Annotated in this window: 15 protein-coding genes; 5 read left to right on the top strand and 10 right to left on the bottom strand. The window is 71.8% G+C overall.

Annotated features, from left to right (window positions below):
* Positions 1–19: 19 nt before the first annotated feature.
* Positions 20–1390: an MFS transporter gene (locus tag AC21LY_RS19935; RefSeq protein ID WP_489048301.1), complete on the bottom strand. Its 1371-nt coding sequence runs from the start codon at positions 1388–1390 to the stop codon at positions 20–22.
* A 165-nt stretch (positions 1391–1555) separates the two neighbouring features.
* On the opposite strand from AC21LY_RS19935, the gene AC21LY_RS19930 reads away from it, so the two are divergent.
* The 3 genes from AC21LY_RS19930 (at position 1556) to AC21LY_RS19920 (ending at position 5790) form a co-directional block, all read left to right on the top strand.
* Positions 1556–2599 (top strand): magnesium and cobalt transport protein CorA, encoded by a 1044-nt coding sequence (locus tag AC21LY_RS19930; RefSeq protein ID WP_489048300.1) that lies wholly within the window; start codon positions 1556–1558, stop codon positions 2597–2599.
* 81 nt (positions 2600–2680) lie between these two features.
* A complete protein-coding gene (locus AC21LY_RS19925) occupies positions 2681–3577 on the top strand; it encodes a Sir2 family NAD-dependent protein deacetylase (protein WP_489048299.1) in 897 nt (298 codons plus the stop codon).
* Positions 3574–5790, top strand: coding sequence for a glycoside hydrolase family 3 C-terminal domain-containing protein (locus tag AC21LY_RS19920; protein WP_489048298.1), 2217 nt, complete (start codon positions 3574–3576; stop codon positions 5788–5790). Before AC21LY_RS19925 ends, AC21LY_RS19920 begins: the two co-directional genes overlap by 4 nt.
* Positions 5791–5824: 34 nt before the next feature.
* Here AC21LY_RS19920 and AC21LY_RS19915 read toward each other — a convergent pair whose 3' ends face one another.
* The gene (locus AC21LY_RS19915; protein ID WP_489048297.1) at positions 5825–6826 is read right to left on the bottom strand and encodes a glycoside hydrolase family 3 N-terminal domain-containing protein; all 1002 of its coding nucleotides are present in this window, start codon (positions 6824–6826) and stop codon (positions 5825–5827) included.
* An 85-nt stretch (positions 6827–6911) separates the two neighbouring features.
* Between AC21LY_RS19915 and AC21LY_RS19910 the strand changes: the two genes are divergently transcribed.
* The gene (locus tag AC21LY_RS19910) at positions 6912–7313 is read left to right on the top strand and encodes a helix-turn-helix domain-containing protein (RefSeq protein WP_489048296.1); all 402 of its coding nucleotides are present in this window, start codon (positions 6912–6914) and stop codon (positions 7311–7313) included.
* 4 nt (positions 7314–7317) lie between these two features.
* Here AC21LY_RS19910 and AC21LY_RS19905 read toward each other — a convergent pair whose 3' ends face one another.
* The 3 genes from AC21LY_RS19905 to AC21LY_RS19895 form a co-directional block, all read right to left on the bottom strand.
* Complete coding sequence (locus AC21LY_RS19905) at positions 7318–7902, bottom strand: ClpP family protease (protein ID WP_489048295.1); 585 nt, start codon at positions 7900–7902, stop codon at positions 7318–7320.
* Positions 7899–8516 carry a ClpP family protease gene (locus AC21LY_RS19900; RefSeq protein ID WP_489048294.1) on the bottom strand — a complete coding sequence of 206 codons (618 nt, stop codon included), beginning with the start codon at positions 8514–8516 and terminating at the stop codon, positions 7899–7901. The genes AC21LY_RS19905 and AC21LY_RS19900 overlap by 4 nt, the downstream gene beginning before the upstream one ends.
* A gap of 103 nt (positions 8517–8619) precedes the next feature.
* Positions 8620–9627, bottom strand: a complete 1008-nt coding sequence (locus AC21LY_RS19895) for an AurF N-oxygenase family protein (RefSeq protein ID WP_489048293.1) — start codon at positions 9625–9627, stop codon at positions 8620–8622.
* A 172-nt stretch (positions 9628–9799) separates the two neighbouring features.
* On the opposite strand from AC21LY_RS19895, the gene AC21LY_RS19890 reads away from it, so the two are divergent.
* A complete protein-coding gene (locus AC21LY_RS19890; protein ID WP_489048456.1) occupies positions 9800–10249 on the top strand; it encodes an SRPBCC family protein in 450 nt (149 codons plus the stop codon).
* On the opposite strand, the gene proB is transcribed toward AC21LY_RS19890, so the two are convergent.
* From proB to AC21LY_RS19865, 5 genes are all read right to left on the bottom strand, one after another.
* A complete protein-coding gene (gene proB, locus AC21LY_RS19885) occupies positions 10246–11382 on the bottom strand; it encodes a glutamate 5-kinase (RefSeq protein ID WP_489048292.1) in 1137 nt (378 codons plus the stop codon). The genes AC21LY_RS19890 and proB overlap by 4 nt on opposite strands.
* Positions 11379–12842: a GTPase ObgE gene (gene obgE, locus AC21LY_RS19880; RefSeq protein ID WP_489048291.1), complete on the bottom strand. Its 1464-nt coding sequence runs from the start codon at positions 12840–12842 to the stop codon at positions 11379–11381. The genes proB and obgE overlap by 4 nt, the downstream gene beginning before the upstream one ends.
* A 132-nt stretch (positions 12843–12974) precedes the next feature.
* Positions 12975–13238 carry a 50S ribosomal protein L27 gene (rpmA, locus tag AC21LY_RS19875; RefSeq protein WP_146433193.1) on the bottom strand — a complete coding sequence of 88 codons (264 nt, stop codon included), beginning with the start codon at positions 13236–13238 and terminating at the stop codon, positions 12975–12977.
* Between the two features lie 45 nt (positions 13239–13283).
* Entirely contained in the window at positions 13284–13595 is a 312-nt protein-coding gene (rplU, locus tag AC21LY_RS19870; RefSeq protein WP_068524798.1) for a 50S ribosomal protein L21, read from the bottom strand.
* Between the two features lie 147 nt (positions 13596–13742).
* Positions 13743–16889 carry a translation initiation factor IF-2 N-terminal domain-containing protein gene (locus AC21LY_RS19865; protein ID WP_489048290.1) on the bottom strand — a complete coding sequence of 1049 codons (3147 nt, stop codon included), beginning with the start codon at positions 16887–16889 and terminating at the stop codon, positions 13743–13745.
* Positions 16890–17134: the final 245 nt, after the last annotated feature.

Below are 17134 nucleotides of genomic sequence, written 5' to 3'. Positions count from 1 at the left end.
CCTTCCGACCGGTCACGGCCTAGACCTCGTCGGCGGAGCGGCCCGTGCTCCGGTGGCCGAGCACGGCCACCGTGACCATCAGCGCGAGCATCGCCGCCGCGACCACCGCGAACACCCACACGCTTCCACGCTCGTCGAGAATCGGAAGCAGAACGAACGGAAGAAATGCGGTCACCAGCTTGGAGAGCGAGTACGCGGCGCCCGCGGCGGTCCCCCGGATGGCCGTGGGGTACGAGTCCGCGAGGTAGACGTGATAGGCGTTCGAGAACAGGTTCGAGGCCAGCGTGTAGAGGAAGCCGGCCAGTACGATCTGCAGCGGGCTCGAGGCGAAGCCGAACCACACGCCGAAGACGGCCATCAGTCCCGCCGCACCGATCACGAGGTAGCGCCGCTCGACCCGCTCGACGACCGGGAGGGCCAGCGCCGCGCCCAGCGGGTAGCCGATGTAGGACAGCGCGACGAACAGCAACGAGGTCTGGACCGAGTAGCCCTTGGCCAGCAGGACCAGCGGCGCGATCGTGCCGAACCCGTAGTAACCGACGACCTCCAGCGCGGAGACGATCCACAGCATCACGGTGCGCCGGCGGTACGGCGGCCGGAACAGCGCGCGGATCGTGATCGACCGGGATGCGACCGGCCGGAGCGAGGCATCGGGTTCGACCAGCACCTTGCCCTCCGCGACCGCCTGCGCTTCCAGCCTGCGGACGAGGGCGTCGGCCTCGTCGGACCGCCCCTGCGCCTCCAGCCAGCGGGGCGACTCGGGCAGGCCCCGTCGGACCAGCCAGACCAGGAGCGAACCGACCGCCCCGAGCATGAACAGCAGGCGCCAGCCCTGGACCTCGACGCCTCCCACCTCGAAGACCTGCGGGGTCAGCCAGCGCGCCGCGAAGCCCACCACCGGGACCCCGAGGAAGGAGACCGTGTAGGCCAGCGAGATGTACGTGCCGCGAACGTTCTTCGGCAGGATGTCCGAGAGATAGGAATCAGCGAGAGCGAATTCGCCGCCGATCCCGATGCCGGCGATGAACCGCGTGACGACGAGGAAGGCGGCGTTCGGGCTGAACGCGCCGGCGAGCGACATCGCGGAGTACAGCGCCAGGTTGAGCATGAACGCCGTGCGCCGGCCGTACCGGTCCGCGAGCCTCCCCATGAACAGCGCCCCGATGAACTGGCCGATGAAGGCGGAGGCCAGCAGCACCTTGAGCTGGTCGGGGTCGAGAGCGAAGTCCTTCCTCAGCACCGTCGCGATCGTCGCGGCGAGGAAGTTCTCGTACTGATCGAAGAACAGCCCCAGCCCGATCACCCCGACGGCGGCGAAGTGCAGCCGCGTCATGGGAAGGCGGTCCAGCCGCGCCGCGATCGACGGTGCCTGCGAGGTCTCGGTGGTCACCCGCCGAACCTTACTTCGGTGCACGAAAATGAATCTGCAAGGGGTGATGGGCACCGTCGACCACGGATGCGCGATTCGTCACGGAACGACCCCGGTGTCCGTACCGGCCCGGCCGACCCTGCCGGTACGCCCGCACGCGAGGCGCCGGTGCGGTTGAATCCAACCGTGATCGTGGATTGCGCGCACTACGTCGACGGTGCCCGGCAGTCGGAGGCCGCCCTCCCGCCGCTCGCCGCCGCTCGCTTGTGCGCCGGCGACGGCTTCGTCTGGCTCGGCCTGTTCGAACCGACCGCCGACGAGATGGAATCGGTCCGGCAGGCCTTCGACCTGCACGAGCTCGCGGTGGAGGACGCGCAGGACTATCACCTGCGCCCCAAGGTCGAGGACTTCGAGTCGTCGGTCAAGCTCGTCATCCTGCGCACCGCTCGCTACGACGACGCGCGCGAGGAGGTCGATTTCGGGGAGATCAGCGTCTTCGTCGGTGCGAACTTCGTCATCACCGTGCGGCAGGGCGTCGCGAGCGAACTGCATCAGGCGCGCGCCCGGCTCGAGCAGAAGCCCGAGCTGCTCGCGCTCGGCACGGACGCCGTGCTCTGGGCGATCCTGGACCAGGTGGTCAACGGCTACGAACCCGTCGTCGCGGGGCTCGAGCACGACATCGAGCAGATCGAGTCCACGGTCTTCTCCGGTTCGGTGGCCCCCACCGAACGGATCTACCTCCTCCGCCGCGAGGTCACGAACTTCTACCGCGCCGCGCATCCCCTGCTCGCGGTGGTCAACGCAGTGGGCAAGGGACTGCTCGAGGACCGGCTCGCGCCGTACCTGCGGGACGTGTACGACCGCCTGCAACTGGTCAACGAGGAGGTCTCCGCACAGCGCGACCTGCTGGGCACCATCCTGCAGGCCAACATCGCCGTGGTCTCGGTGCAGCAGGCGAATTCGGCCGTGCGCCAGAACACCACCATGGAGCAGTTGACCGTGCTCGCCACGATCTTCCTGCCGCTGACCTTCATCACGGGCTTCTTCGGCCAGAACTTCGAGTGGCTCACCTCGCACATCGACGGCTTCTGGCACTTCCTGATCCTGGGCATCGGAGGCCTGCTCGTCCCGCTCGTCGCGCTCGGGCTGTGGCTGCGGCGCAACAAGGTGCCGGAGCTGGACCCGTTCGCGAGCCCGCACGACCGGACGCCCCACAGCCGGCGATTGTGACCCGCCCGGGCGGGACGACCACGCTGACCGGCGGCGCCGACCGACGGTGCTGCGCCGCGGATCGGCGGTAGCCTGGACGGCGTGCGCACTGCGATACCCGCCTGGGAGCCCGCGGAGGCCACCTCGCCGGACCCGGACTACGCCGACCGGCTCGAGCGGGCCCGTGCCCTGCTCCGCGGCCGGCGCATCGTCGCGCTCACCGGCGCCGGAATCTCCACCGCGTCCGGCATTCCCGACTACCGGAGCCCGGGAGCGCCCCGTCGGACACCGATGACGCTCCAGCAGTTCCTCGCCTCCGCCGAGTTCCGGCGACGGTACTGGGCGCGCAATCACCTCGGCTGGCGGCACATGGACGCCGCCCTGCCCAACGCCGCCCACCGAGCCCTTGCGGCACTGCCGGGCGTCACCGGGGTGATCACCCAGAACGTCGACCTGCTGCACCTCAAGGCCGGGTCGCGCGGCGTGGTGGACCTGCACGGCAACTACGCCCAGGTGCGCTGCCTGAACTGCGACTACCGCATCAGCCGGCATCGTCTGCATGCGCAGCTCGAGCCGCTCAACGCCGGCTTCGTCGCGCGGATCGCCGGCCGCGGCGCGCTCGAGGTGGCGCCGGACGCCGACGTGGTGGTCGAGGACACGACGGACTTCACCATGGTCGACTGTCCCGCATGCGGCGGCATCCTCAAACCCGACATCGTCTACTTCGGCGAGTCCGTGCCCAAGCCGCGCGTGGCCCGCGCCTTCGCCATGGTCGACGATGCCGAGGCCCTGCTCGTGCTCGGTACCTCGCTCACCGTGATGTCGGGCCTGCGGTTCGTCCGGCACGCCCACAAGCGCGGCACGCCGATCGTGATCGTCAACCGCGGCCGCACCCGCGGGGACGGCCTGGCGGATGTCACCGTCGACGTCGATGTCGCGACGGCGCTGCACGCCCTGACCGAGCACCGGCCCGCATCCCGACCGAGAGGAACGACATGACTCCCGCCGCCGCAGACCTGCCGCTGGAGGACCGGGCCCGGCTCCTCACGGGCGCCGACTTCTGGACCACGGCGACGGCGCCGGGGGTGCCGTCGATCGTCCTGACCGACGGCCCGCACGGCGTGCGCCGCCAGGTGGGCGCGTCCGATCACCTCGGTCTCCACGCCTCCGCCCCCGCGACGTGCTTCCCGCCCGCCGTCGCGATCGGATCGAGCTGGAACCCCGACCTCGCGCGGCGCATCGGCGAGGCGGTCGCCGCGGAGGCCCGGGCGCTCGGCGTCGCCGTGGTCCTCGGCCCCGGCGTGAACATCAAGCGGCATCCGCTGTGCGGCAGGCACTTCGAGTACTACTCGGAGGACCCGCTGCTCGCCGGTGCGCTCGGCGCGGCGCAGGTGCAGGGGCTGCAGGCCGGCGGCGCGGGCGCCTCGGTCAAGCACTTCGCCCTGAACAACCAGGAGACCGAGCGGATGCGGATCAGTGTGGACGCCGACCCGCGCACCGTCCGCGAGATCTACCTGCCCGCGTTCGAGCGGATCGTCCGGGAAGCCTCCCCCGCCACCGTCATGTGCTCGTACAACCGCATCGACGGCGTCCACGCCTCCGAGAACTCCTGGCTGCTCACCACCGTGCTCCGCGACGAGTGGGGGTACGAGGGTCTGGTGGTCTCCGACTGGGGCGCGGTGCACGATCCGGTCGCCGCGGTACGTGCGGGGCTGGATCTGGAGATGCCGCACGGCCCCAACAGCACCGGACGCATCGTCGACGCGGTGCGCTCGGGTCGGCTCGACGAGGCCGTCGTCACCCGCGCCGCGCAGCGGGTGATCGAGCTGACGCGGTGGGCACCGTCGGACGAGGAGCCCGTGCCCGACCTCGACGCGCACCACGCTCTCGCGCGGGAGGCGGCGGCGCAGTCCGCCGTACTCCTGCGCAACGAGAACGCCGTGCTCCCACTGGATTCCGGATCGGGTCCGGTGGCAGTGATCGGCGAGCTCGCCCGGACGCCGCGGTACCAGGGCGGTGGTTCCAGCCACATCAACGCGACCCGCGTCGACGTACCCCTCGACGAGATCGCCGCGCGCGGTGACGATCTCGGCATCGCCGTGGAGTTCTCGGCGGGCTACGCCCTCGACGGGACCGGCGATGACGACGCACTGCGCGCCGACGCCGTGGCGACCGCTGTGAGATCCGGGGTGGCCGTGGTCTTCGCCGGGCTCACCGAGGCGGAGGAGTCCGAGGGCTTCGACCGGCCGGACCTCGCGATCGCGCCACGGCAGGTGGAACTGATCCGGGCCGTGGCCGCCGCCGCGCCGCGCACCGTCGTCGTGCTGGTCGGCGGCGGGGTGATCGAACTGGAGGCCTGGCACGACGAGGTCGACGCGATCCTCGAGACCTTCCTGCTCGGCCAGGGCGGCGGCGCCGCGATCGCCGCCCTGCTGTTCGGCGACGCGGAACCGTCGGGCCGCCTGGCGGAGACGATCCCGCACCGACTGGAGGAGACCCCCGCCTTCGGGCACTTCCCCGGCGAGCTCGGCACCGTGCGCTACGGCGAGGGCCTGCTCGTGGGCTACCGCTGGTACACCACGCGCGACATCGCGCCGCGGTACCCGTTCGGGCACGGCCTCGGCTACACCACGTTCGGCATCGACGACCTCGCCCTGCGAGCCACCGGTCCGGACACCGCGACCGCGACCGTCCGGGTCACGAACACGGGCGATCGCGCCGGGAGCCACGTGGTGCAGGTGTACCTCGCCGGTGGGCCGGGCGCGGTCCTCCGCCCGCGGCGGTCCCTCGTCGCCTTCCGCAAGGTCGCACTCGATCCCGGCGCAGCGACGACGGTGACCCTCGACCTGCCGCGCCGTGCTTTCGCGTACTGGGACGTGCAGAGCGACGCCTGGACGGTACTGCCGGGCGCCTACCGCATCGAGGTCGGCGGGAGCAGCGTCAGCATCGACGAGAGCGCCGATGTCACGCTCGACGGTGACGTGATCGTGCACCGCCTCGACCTGGAGTCCACGATCGCCGAGTGGGCCGCCCATCCCACGGCCGGCGCGGGCTTCCGGGCGGCGCTCGGCGATTCGGCCGGCGGCATGCCCCTGGACCAGCTCCTCGAACTCGCCGGGTCGATGCCCCTCGGCAAGGCCCTGGACATGCTGCCCGGTCCCGCCGGGGACGAGGCCCGCAGCCGGCTGGAGGCCGCGATCGCCGCGCAGTGAGTGCGCGGACGACCTCCACTCGGACCCGGCGCGATCAGAGGCCGGCGCGTGCGAGCGCCTCCGCGGCCTCGTCGCCCTGGGCGACGTCCCGGGCGGAGCAACACAGCAGGTCGGCGCCGGCCCGGACGGCCGCGACCGCCCGCTCGCCCGTGGATCCGTACGCCGCGAGGGAGCCCGCCTCCAGCGCGTCGGTGATGATCGTGCCCCGGAAGCCGAGTCGGCCGCGCAGGTGGGTCTGCAGGATCGTCCGGGACATGCCGGCCGGGTTCGCCGCGTCCAGGGCGGGATAGACAGCCCACGACGGCATCACCATCCGCACTCCCGCCGCGATCGCGGCGGCGTACGGCGCCATGTCGACCGACTCCAGGGTCGCGGCGGGCAGGTCGACGGTGACCGGGGTCAGGTCCGTGTTCGCCCCCGCCGGGGCCGCGCCCAGCCCCGGGAAGTGCTTGGCGCACGCGGAGACCCCGGCGCCCTGCGCGGCCCGGATGAAGGCCGCGGCGCAGTCTCCGACGACCTTCGGGTCGGACGAGAAGCTCCGCTGCGTGCTGTCCAGGAAGTCACCGGCGGACCGGTGGACGCCCAGGACGGGCGCGAGGTCGCCGTTGATCCCGGCCCGGCCCAGGACCGCGGCCGCCTCCGCTCCCTGTGCCCGCGCCGCGACCGCCGGGTCGGCCGACGCACCCACCTGCTTCGCGGACGCCGCGGGACCGCCGGGCACGCGGTTGACCTGACCGCCCTCCTGGTCGGCGAGGAGGATCAGCGGGCCCTTCGCCGCCGTACGGAACTCGGCCGTGACCTCGGCGAGCCGGCCCGCGGAGGAGATGTTCTCCGAGAAGAAGATGACGCCGCCCACCCGCCCCTGCGAGACCTTGGTCAACAGTTCTGCGGGCGGCGTGAGGCCGCGGTAGGAGTACACCACCTTCCGCCCCGCGTGGGGTGCCGCCTCTGCCCGCCCCACGGATAGCGCTGTGAGAGTCGAGAACACGGCACCCGTGCCCGCGACGAGGAACGCCCTACGGTCGAAGTCCACCATGCCCGCCGAGGGTACCCACTCGCCGCCCGCGCTGCTCAGAGCGGATCCGACGGTGCCGGACGCCCGGGCGTCGTAGCGTGACCGTATGACGATCCGTGACGAGGCACTGTTCCGGCACGAATTGGGCGCCCACCTGCGCCGACTGCGGCACGCCCGCGGCGAGCGGCTCAGCGATACCGCCGATCGCGCCGGGATCTCGCCGCAGTACCTCTCCGAGGTCGAGCGGGGTCTCAAGGACCCGTCCAGCGAGATGCTGGCCGCCATCGCCGGGGCGCTGGACACCGGAGTCGGTGAGATCGCCGTCGAGGTGGGGCGCCGGCTGCAGACCGCCCGGCCCGTCCTGCGGCTCGATCTCACGGCGACCCGTGTGCCGGCGGCCCGGGCGGTCGCGCCGAGCGCGGGGCGGGTGGTCGCGCCGCGGGCGGGGGCGGCGCGACCGGCCGACGCCGTCTCCCCCGGCCCCCGGCTCCTGGCGCTGGCGGCCTGACCCGTCACGCCTCCTCGATCACCTCGTCGATCAGGCCGTAGGCGACTGCCGCCTCGGCGGTGAAGACCCGATCGTGATCGGTGTCGGCCCGGAGTTCCTCGGGGGTCCGGCCGGTGTGCCGGGCCAGGACCCGCTCCATCTGCGCGCGGACGCGGATCACCTCGTCGGCCTGCAGGATCAGATCGGGGATCGTGCCGCGGCCCTGCGCCGAGGGCTGATGCAGCACCACCCGCGAGTGCGGCAGTCCCATCCGCCGGCCGGGGGTGCCGCCCGCGAGGAGCAGGGCTCCCACCGCGACCGCCTGCCCCACGCAGGTAGTGGCGATCGCCGGGCGGACGTACCGCATCGTGTCGTAGATCGCCAGTGCGGCACTGGGATCGCCGCCCTCGCAGTTGATGTACAGCTGGATCTCTCCATCGCCGTCGGAGGCGAGGAAGAGCAGCTGCGCGACGATCGCGTTCGCGACGCCGGCGTCGATTGCGGTGCCCAGATAGACCACCCGCTCGGAGAGCAGGTGCGAGTAGACATCGGTGATCCGCTCACCGTTGGGGCGGCGGTCGATGACGTTCGGAATCGTGTAGGTGCTCATCGGCTCGCTCCCGCCAGGTCGAATCCCGCACGGCGGCGTGCGGGTACGACGGTGTCGAAGGAGTCCACGATCTCGTCGATGAAGCCGTACTCCCGCGCCTGCTCGGCCGTGTACCAGCGGTCATGCAGGGAGTCCTCGAAGATCTGCTCGACGGGGCGGCCGGTGTCGTCCGCGATCAGGCCGAGCACGGTGTCGCGGGTGTGCCGCAGATCGCCCGCCTGCAGCTCGATGTCGACCGCCGTGCCGCCGATCCCGGCGGAGCCCTGATGCATGAGCACCCGGGCGTGCGGCAGCGCACGGCGTTTGCCCGGCGTGCCCGCGGAGAGCAGGAACTGCCCGGCGCTGTACGCGATGCCCAGGACCAGGGTGGAGACGTCGCACGGGACGAGGCGCATCACATCGCGGATCGCGAGCATCGACGGGACGGAGCCGCCGGGCGAGTGGATCCAGAGGGCGACGTCCTCCGTACCGGCCGATGCCAGCGAGAGGATCTGGGTGGCGAGGAGGGAGCCGTTGTCGTCGTCGAGCGGACCGTCGAGGACGACGACGCGGCGATCGTAGAGCTCGCGGCGCACGCTCTCGGTGAACCGGGGGAAGGTCGGGTTATCACTCATGCACCCATGGTGGGGCGCTCAGCCGGCCCGGAACAGACGAATCCGCCCGGGGCGGAACCGCTCACGGCAGCTCCGCTCCGGGCGGATTCGACGGAGACGTGGATCAGCCGGCGGCGTACGCCGGCTCGCTCCGGAAGCGCGAGACGCGACCATCGATGCCGAGCGCGCGCCACAGCAGGCGCGAGACCGGGTTCATCAGCTTCGTCTTCTCCGCCAGGAGACGGACGTCGCCGAAGACCTCGCGCTTCATCGCCTGCGACTCGGGCGAGCGCCAGTACATCTCCTTCCAGACCTCGCGGGGGATGTCGAAGCGCTTGCGGAACTCGCGCGGCGGCACCGCGATCGCGGTGAGCAGCGAGCGCATCACGAGCGGCAGGGCGAGCGAGAGGAGGAAACGCGGGAAGGCGCCCCGCGTGGGAATGCGGTGCTCGAGCAGCTGATGCGCGAACGAGATGTGCCGCGCCTCCTCGGCCACGTGGATCTGCATCACCGCGGTCATCGTCGGATGCTGCTCGATGCCGGAGCGCAGGAACTGCTTCTGCACGTGGTCGATGGGCTCCTCGCCGCCGAGGACGCCCATGTAGAAGATCATCGGGAAGGTGGTGGCCGCCAGCGGGATCAGGGGCGAGAGCCGCCGGAACCACAGCGGACCGCCGGGCACGTCCATGCCGATGCGGTTGACGAACTCCTGGAACATCAGCGTGTGCTGACACTCCTCCTTCGCCTCGTGCGTGGCGTAGCGGAACTCCGGCGAGTTGTTCGGCTGCACAGCGGTGTACTGCATGATGCCGCGGATCAGGACGGACTCGAACTGCAGGCCCACCTTCGCCACGTTGGCCTGCCGCCACATGCCCATCTCGATCTGCTTCGAGCGCGGCTGCGACCGGTACCACTCGGTGCGACCGATCGGATCGAACCGGGAATCGAGGATCCACCGCGGATCGTCCGGGAGCACGGCGAGCTCGGGGGCGTCCCAGTCGATGTCCACGTAGGGATCGAAGTTCCGCTGGACCGAGGCCTCGGACAGGTCCCGCAGGGTCTGCTCGTACTCCGCCTGGCCCTCGAACGGGCGACCGCGGGTACGACCCATGTGCGTGATGTGCAGCGCCATGACGACCTCCTGGTTGTTCGACTGACACAGTTCTACTGGAAATGTACCACGCGGTGGACAATTCCTACCTGTCTGTATGAATGGCCAGGTCCGGCCTGTAGGGTCGCCGATGATCACCCGGGACACCGGGCCCAGTAGTTCGTCGTTCCCGATCGTCGAGGCCGGAGGCATCATGACCACCATCAACCACACCGCGACCGCCGCCGTGCCGCTGAGCACCGCCTTCGCGCACGTCGCCGACTACCGGACGGTGCCGCAGTGGTTCTTCGGGATCAGCAGGTTCATCCCGCAGGGCGACAAGGACTACGGCCTCGGCGCGACGTACGACTCCGCGGTGAAGATCGGCCCTAAGGAGATCGGCTCCGTGGTCCGGGTGACCGAGTTCGAGGAGGACCGGCTCATCACGCTGACCTCCATCGCCGGGTTCCGCACCACGTCCCGGTGGCGCTTCCGCGCGCTCGACGACGATCACACCGAGCTCGCCGTCGAGTTCACCTACGACCTCCCCGGCGGCCTCGCCGGGAAGGCGCTCGGGATGCTCATCGAGCCCTTCGCCGTACAGGCGGTGAAGGCCTCCGAAGCGGCACTCCGGCGCGACCTCGAGGGCGCTGCCCAGGTCTAGCGGACGGGCACCAGGTCGTCCGCGTGGACGACGGGGCGGCGCAGGCCCTCCGGCAGGTCCGTGGTGTCGCGGCCGAGCATCATCTCGAGTTCGACGTGGTCGTAGGCCACCACACCGCGGGCCCGGACGGTGCCGCGCAGGTCGCGCAGGTTCACCACGTCGCCCCCGGAGAAGCTCCCGGCCACCGCCGTCACTCCGGCGGGGAGCAGGGAGCGGCGGCGGTCCACGACCGCGGCGACGGCACCGTCGTCCAGCGTCACGTCACCGTGCACGTCGGCCGCGTGCCGTACCCAGAACCGCCGCGCCGAGAGGCGCACGGCCCGGGGCCGGAAGACGGTGCCCACGTCGGCACCGTCGAGCGCCCGGTCGGCGAGCGCCGCAGCGGTCAGGAGCACGGGCACGCCGGCGTCCGCGGCGAGCCGCGCGGCGGAGAGCTTCGACGCCATGCCGCCGGTGCCGAGCGCCCCGCCCGAGCCGGCGACGACACCGTCGAGATCCTCCGGGCCGTCGACCGCGGCGATCAGCGCGGCGTCGCCCTTGCGCGGGTCACCGTCGTAGAGCCCGTCGACGTCCGACAGCAGGACCAGCGCATCGGCGCCGGTCAGGTGCGCCACCAGCGCGGCGAGCCGGTCGTTGTCACCGAAGCGCACCTCGTTCGAGGCCACCACGTCGTTCTCGTTGATGATCGGCACGGCCCCGAGGGTGCGGAGCCGGTCCAGCGTGCGCTGGGCGTTCGCCGCGTGCACCCGCAGGCCGATGTCGTGGGCCGTGAGCAGGACGAGCGAGACGATGCGGTCGTAGCGCCGGAACGAGGCGCCCCACGCGTTCGCGAGCTGCAGTTGCCCCACGGAGGCGACGGCCTGCTTGGTGGCCAGGTCCGTCGGCCGGCGCTTGAGACCGAGCGGCGCCATCCCGGCGCCGATCGCGCCGGAGGAGACCACGATGACCTCGGTCCCTCGGTCGAGCCGCGCGACGATCGCGTCGGTGAGTGCGTCGAGCCGGTCGGAGGCGAGGCCGTGTTCGAGATCGGTGAGCGCCGAGCTGCCGATCTTCACGACCAGCTTGCGGGCACCCGCGACGACGCCGCGGATGTCGCCCGCGAGCAGGTCGCCGCGCACGGGCACCGTCGTCATTCGTCGTCCTCGTCGTCGTCGCTCGCCAGACCGCGACGGATGTCGTGCTGGCGGCGCCGCTCGGCGGCGCCCACCCGGTCGTTCTGCTCGAGCCGGATGTCGGTGCCGCGGCCGGTGACCGGCACGTCGTCGATGGTGCCGAGCGAGGGCTCCCAGTTGAAGCAGACGTTGCCGATGGTGACCGGCGCGCCGGGCTCCGCACCGAGCTTGAGCAGTTCCTTCTCGACGCCGAGGCGGTTGAGGCGGTCGGCCAGGTAGCCGACGGCCTCGTCGTTGTCGAACGGCGTCTGCTTGATCCACCGCTCCGGCCGCGGGCCGCGCACGATGAACCCGCCCGGCTGCTCGGGATCGGAGATGACCTCGAAGCCGGACTCGTCGATCGCGATGGGCCGGATGACGGGGCGCCGGGTGACGGGCGCGCCGCGCTCGGCGCGGTACTTCTGCACCAGGTCGGCCAGCGCGAAGGTCAGCTCGCGCAGGCCGGTGTGCGCGACCGCCGAGATCACGAAGACGGGCCAGCCGCGCGACTCGAACTCGGGGCGCACCATCTCGGCGAGCTCCTCGGCGTCCGGGACGTCGGCCTTGTTGAGCACGACGATGCGGGGCCGCTCGGACAGCTCGCCCAGGCCGGTGTCCGCCGCCAGAGCGGGCTGGTAGGCAGCGAGCTCGGCCTCGAGTGCGTCGACGTCGCTCACCGGATCGCGGCCGGGCTCGAGCGTCGCGCAGTCGACGACGTGCGCGAGCACGGCGCAGCGCTCGAGGTGGCGCAGGAAGTCCAGGCCGAGGCCGCGGCCCGTCGAGGCGCCGGGGATCAGGCCCGGGACGTCGGCGACGGTGAAGGTGGTCTCCCCTGCCGAGACCACGCCGAGGTTCGGCGCCAGCGTCGTGAAGGGGTAGTCGGCGATCTTCGGCTTCGCCGCGGACAGCACCGAGACCAGCGAGGACTTGCCCGCCGACGGGAAGCCGACCAGACCGACGTCCGCGACGGACTTGAGCTCGAGGACCAGGTCACGGACCTGCCCCTCCTCGCCGAGCAGCGCGAAGCCGGGCGCCTTGCGCGCCTTCGAGACGAGCGCCGCGTTACCGCGTCCGCCGCGACCGCCCTGGGCGGCGTCGAACCGGGTCCCGGCGCCCACGAGGTCGGCCAGCATCCGGCCGTCGGTGTCCAGGACGACGGTGCCGTCCGGCACCTTGAGGATCAGGTCCTGGCCGGACTTGCCCTCGCGGTTGCCGCCCTCGCCGGGCTTGCCGTTGGTGGCCTTGAGGTGCGGCCGGAAGTGGAAGTCGAGCAGCGTGTGCACCTGCGGGTCGACCTCGAGGATCACGGAGCCGCCGCGGCCGCCGTTGCCACCGTCGGGACCGCCGAGCGGCTTGAACTTCTCCCGGTGGATCGAGGCGCAGCCGTGGCCCCCGTTACCGGCCGTGACGTGCACCGTCACCCGGTCGACGAACCTGGACATATGTACCTCTTTCTACCGATGTGGCCCTCACGGGCGACGTGCCCTCACGGGCGGAAAAGCCGAAGGCGGGCGGGCCCCACGACGTGGAGACCTCGCCCGCCTTCGAAAAGACTCGTACTACGTGCTGCGGGACTAGGCCTCCGCAGCGACCGGCACGATGTTGACCGTCTTGCGGCCACGCTTGGTGCCGAACTCCACCGCACCCGCCGCGAGGGCGAACAGGGTGTCGTCGCCGCCGCGGCCGACGCCGACGCCGGGGTGGAAGTGGGTGCCGCGCTGGCGGACCAGGATCTCACCGGCGCTGACCTTCTGGCCACCGAACCGCTTGACGCCCAGTCGCTGGGCGTTGGAATCACGACCGTTGCGCGAGCTGGACGCGCCCTTCTTGTGTGCCATCTGGCTACTCCTGTACTAAACGGTGTTCGTTGTCTGGTTCGCCGGTCAGGCGATCGCGGTCACCTTGACGACCGTCAGCTTCTGCCGGTGACCCTGACGCTTGTGGTAGCCGGTCTTGTTCTTGAACTTGTGGATCCGGATCTTCGGGCCCTTGACCTGATCCACGACCTCACCGGTCACGGAGATCTTCTCCAGGGCTGCGGCGTCGGTGGTCAGATTCGCGCCGTCGACGACCAGAGCGACGGGCAGCGAAACGCTGCTGCCGACCTCACCGTCGATCTTCTCGACCTTCACCAGGTCGCCGACGGCGACCTTGTACTGCTTGCCGCCGGTCTTGACGATCGCATACGTGGCCATCTTCGGGCTTACCTCTTCTTACACATCTCGTAGTTCAGCGCGCGCCAGGTGCGCGGCTCGTATCACGCGGGTACTCCGGAACACGCACGCACGAGCGCGCCGCCGGAAAAGCGACCTTCCCAGGTTACGGGAATGCCGACGGCAGGGTCAAACCGGCTGGTCCGCCCTGTCAGCACCGCCACTCTCGGGCCCGCCCGCAGCGGGCCCCGCAGGACGAGCCGCGGCCCGTCGACGGGCGCGCTTGCGGGCCGGCTCCGCCACGGACGCGCCGGCACCGTCGACCGCCACGGTGGTGAGCACCGGCGCGGCGGGCGCGGGAGCGGCGAGGTCCACGACGATCGTCTGCGGCGCCGCGGACGTGGTCGTGGGCGCCTTGCGCGCCACCCGGCGGCGGCGCGTCGTCGACGGTGCCGCCGGCTCGGGCGCGGGGGCCGGCTCCACCGCCGGCGCCGGCTCGGGCGCGGGGGCCGGCTCCGGCGCGGCCTGATCCTCGGCCGTCGGGGCGGAAGCCTCCACGACGGGAGCGTTCTCGACCGGGGACTCCGCGGCGGGGATCTCCACGACGGACACCTCGGCCGGGGCCTCGGTCGCGGTCTCCTGCACGGGCGCGTCGCCGTCGTGATGCGCGGCCATGGCCCGGAACATCGGGTGCTCGCCCTTGTGCGCGACGGGCTCCTTCACGGCCACGGGCGGGGCCGACGGGGCCGGGGCGGCACCGTCGGACTTGGTGCGCTTGCGCTTCTTGCGCCCCGCGACCTCCGACTTCTCGCCGGACCGGCCGCCGTCCTCGCCGCCGCCCGAGGACTCGACGGGGGCGTCGTGGACGATGATGCCGCGGCCCCCGCACGCCTGGCAGGGCGTGGAGAAGGCCTCGACGAGACCGGTACCGATCCGCTTGCGGGTCATCTGAACCAGCCCCAGCGAGGTGACCTCGGAGACCTGGTGCCGCGTGCGATCGCGGCCGAGCGCCTCGGTGAGGCGGCGCAGCACCAGATCGCGGTTGGACTCGAGGACCATGTCGATGAAGTCGACGACGATCATGCCGCCGATGTCGCGCAGGCGCATCTGCCGCACGATCTCCTCGGCCGCCTCGAGGTTGTTCCGGGTGACCGTCTCCTCGAGGTTGCCGCCGGCGCCGGTGAACTTGCCGGTGTTGACGTCGACGACCGTCATGGCCTCGGTCCGGTCGATGACCAGCGTGCCGCCCGAGGGCAGCCAGACCTTGCGGTCCATCGCCTTGGCGAGCTGCTCGTCGATGCGGTAGGTCGCGAAGACGTCCGGCGCGTCGGCGTGGGCCTTCTCGAACTTCTCGACGCGGGGCATCAGGTCGGGCGCGACGGTGGAGACGTACTTCTCGACCGTGTCCCAGGCGCGGCCGCCCTCGATGACGAGCTTGCTGAAGTCCTCGTTGAACAGATCGCGCACGACCTTGACCAGGAGGTCCGGCTCCTCGTAGAGCGCCTTGACACCCGTCTGCGAGGACGCCTCCTCGATCTCGGCCCACTGCGCCTGCAGCCGCGCGACGTCGCCCGCGAGCTCCTCGGCGCTCACGCCCTCGGACGCGGTACGGATGATCACGCCGGCGTCCGCCGGGACGATCTCCTTGAGGATCTCCTTGAGTCGCTTGCGCTCCGTGTCGGGCAGCTTGCGCGAGATGCCGGCGGAGCCGCCGCCGGGCACGTAGACCAGGAAGCGACCGGCCAGCGAGATCTGCGTGGTGAGGCGGGCGCCCTTGTGGCCCACCGGGTCCTTGCTGACCTGCACCAGCACCTGGTCGCCAGGCTTGAGGGCCTGCTCGATCTTGCGGGCGTTGCCGTCCAGTCCGGCGGCGTCCCAGTTGACCTCGCCTGCGTAGAGCACGCCGTTGCGGCCGCGGCCGATGTCGACGAAGGCGGCCTCCATCGAGGGCAGCACGTTCTGCACGCGGCCCAGGTAGATGTTGCCGACCATCGACGCAGAGCTCGACGACGTGACGAAGTGCTCCACGAGCACGCCGTCCTCGAGGACGGCGACCTGGGTGTAGTCCTGCGGGTGCGGCACGGTGTGGCCGTCCTGCCCCTCGGACGGGCCGACGCCGGTGCGCTCGCGCACGACCATCACGCGGTCGACGGCCTCGCGGCGGGCGAGGAACTCGGACTCGGTGAGGATCGGCGGGCGGCGGCGCACGGTGTCGCGGCCGTCGCGGCGACGCTGGCGCTTGGCCTCCAGGCGGGTCGAGCCGCTGATGCCGCGCACCTCGTCGCGACGCGTCCGCTGCCGCGGCTCACGCTCGTGCACGACGGTGTTGGGCGGGTCGTCGGAGGACTCGGCCTCCGCCCCGTCCTCCCCCGCGCCGGCACGCCGGCGGCGGCGGCGACGCCGGCGGCGCGAACCGCCGTCGGTGACGTCCTCGACGTCGTCGGAGTCCGCGTCGTCCGACGATGCCTCGTCGGCCTTGCCCTCCTCGGGCTTCTGCTCGTCCGTGGTCTCGTCCTCGGCGGCGGTCGGCGCGTCCTGCCCGGCCGGAGCGGCCTCGTCGGCCTTGTCGCCCTCCGCCTGCTCCTGACCGTCCTGCTCATCGGCGTTCTCGCCGCGACCGCGGCCCCGGCCCCGGCGGCCGCGACGACGGCGGCGGTTGCCGCCGTTCTCGTCGTCACCGTTCTGGTCGGACGACGGTGCCGGCTCGGCGGCGTCGCTCCCGGCCCCGGTCCGGTCCTCGGTGTCGGTGCCGGCCGGCGCGACCTCGGGGGCCTCGTCGACCTCGGGCTCCGGCGCGGCGTCCTGCGTCTTGGGTGCGCGGGCCCTGCGCGCCGGCTTCTCGACCTGCTCGGGCTGCAGGAACAGCGGCACGGTCGCGTCGAACGCCGGCGCCGCCTGCTCGACGACGACCGGCTCGGCGACCTCAGCGGCCGAGAACAACGAGGGGGTCGTCTCGGCGACCGGTGCCACCTGCTCGGGCTGGGGGGCCTCGGTGGCGGCCTGCTCGCCCGTCGCCTCGGCGGCGTCGGTGGCGGTATCCGCGACAGCGGCGTCCGCGGGCGGGGCCGACTCGGCGGGTTCCACGGGCGCTGCCTCGGCGGCCTCTGCCTCCGGTTCCGCCGCGGGCCCGGCGATGCGATCACGCACCCGCTCGGCGGCGGTGCGATCGATGCTCGAATGCGCGCTGCGCGCGACGAAGCCCAGCTCGCCGAGGTGCGCGAGCACCTCCTTGCTGGTGAGCCCCAGCAGACGCGCCAACGCGTGGACGCGCAGCTTCTGCGGGAACTCCTCCCGATCTTCGTTGTTCTGTTCTTCCGGCGACGTGCTGTCGGCCACTCGATATCTCCTACCGACCCCCGGGCGCGATCACATGCTGTCGCGGCCACGCGGGGGCGTGTCATGTGGTGCGGGCGAAGGAGTTCTCCTACCGCCCCACGTTTGTCAAGGTCTGCACGTGTCTCGTGCGTGGCGCACGCTGGTTCGACGTTCTGGGAACCAGCCGGGCCGGTCGGTGCTGCGCGGTTGCGCGCGCCGACGTGCGTCCGAGCCCAGTATCCCACACGCCCCACGCAGTGCGGAAA

The organism is Tsukamurella sp. II2bb, from assembly GCF_057815145.1.
The sequence above is the reverse complement of the archived record's forward strand: the minus strand, read 5'-3'. Positions and strand labels throughout refer to the sequence as shown.

Coding starts and splice junctions, on each gene's coding strand:
- AC21LY_RS19920 (WP_489048298.1), top strand. CDS start 3,574: ATGACTCCCGCCGCCGCAGACCTGCCGCTGGAGGACCGGGCCCGGCTC.
- AC21LY_RS19915 (WP_489048297.1), bottom strand. CDS start 6,826: ATGGTGGACTTCGACCGTAGGGCGTTCCTCGTCGCGGGCACGGGTGCC.
- AC21LY_RS19910 (WP_489048296.1), top strand. CDS start 6,912: ATGACGATCCGTGACGAGGCACTGTTCCGGCACGAATTGGGCGCCCAC.
- AC21LY_RS19905 (WP_489048295.1), bottom strand. CDS start 7,902: ATGAGCACCTACACGATTCCGAACGTCATCGACCGCCGCCCCAACGGT.
- AC21LY_RS19900 (WP_489048294.1), bottom strand. CDS start 8,516: ATGAGTGATAACCCGACCTTCCCCCGGTTCACCGAGAGCGTGCGCCGC.
- AC21LY_RS19895 (WP_489048293.1), bottom strand. CDS start 9,627: ATGGCGCTGCACATCACGCACATGGGTCGTACCCGCGGTCGCCCGTTC.
- AC21LY_RS19890 (WP_489048456.1), top strand. CDS start 9,800: ATGACCACCATCAACCACACCGCGACCGCCGCCGTGCCGCTGAGCACC.
- proB (WP_489048292.1), bottom strand. CDS start 11,382: ATGACGACGGTGCCCGTGCGCGGCGACCTGCTCGCGGGCGACATCCGC.
- obgE (WP_489048291.1), bottom strand. CDS start 12,842: ATGTCCAGGTTCGTCGACCGGGTGACGGTGCACGTCACGGCCGGTAAC.
- rpmA (WP_146433193.1), bottom strand. CDS start 13,238: ATGGCACACAAGAAGGGCGCGTCCAGCTCGCGCAACGGTCGTGATTCC.
- rplU (WP_068524798.1), bottom strand. CDS start 13,595: ATGGCCACGTATGCGATCGTCAAGACCGGCGGCAAGCAGTACAAGGTC.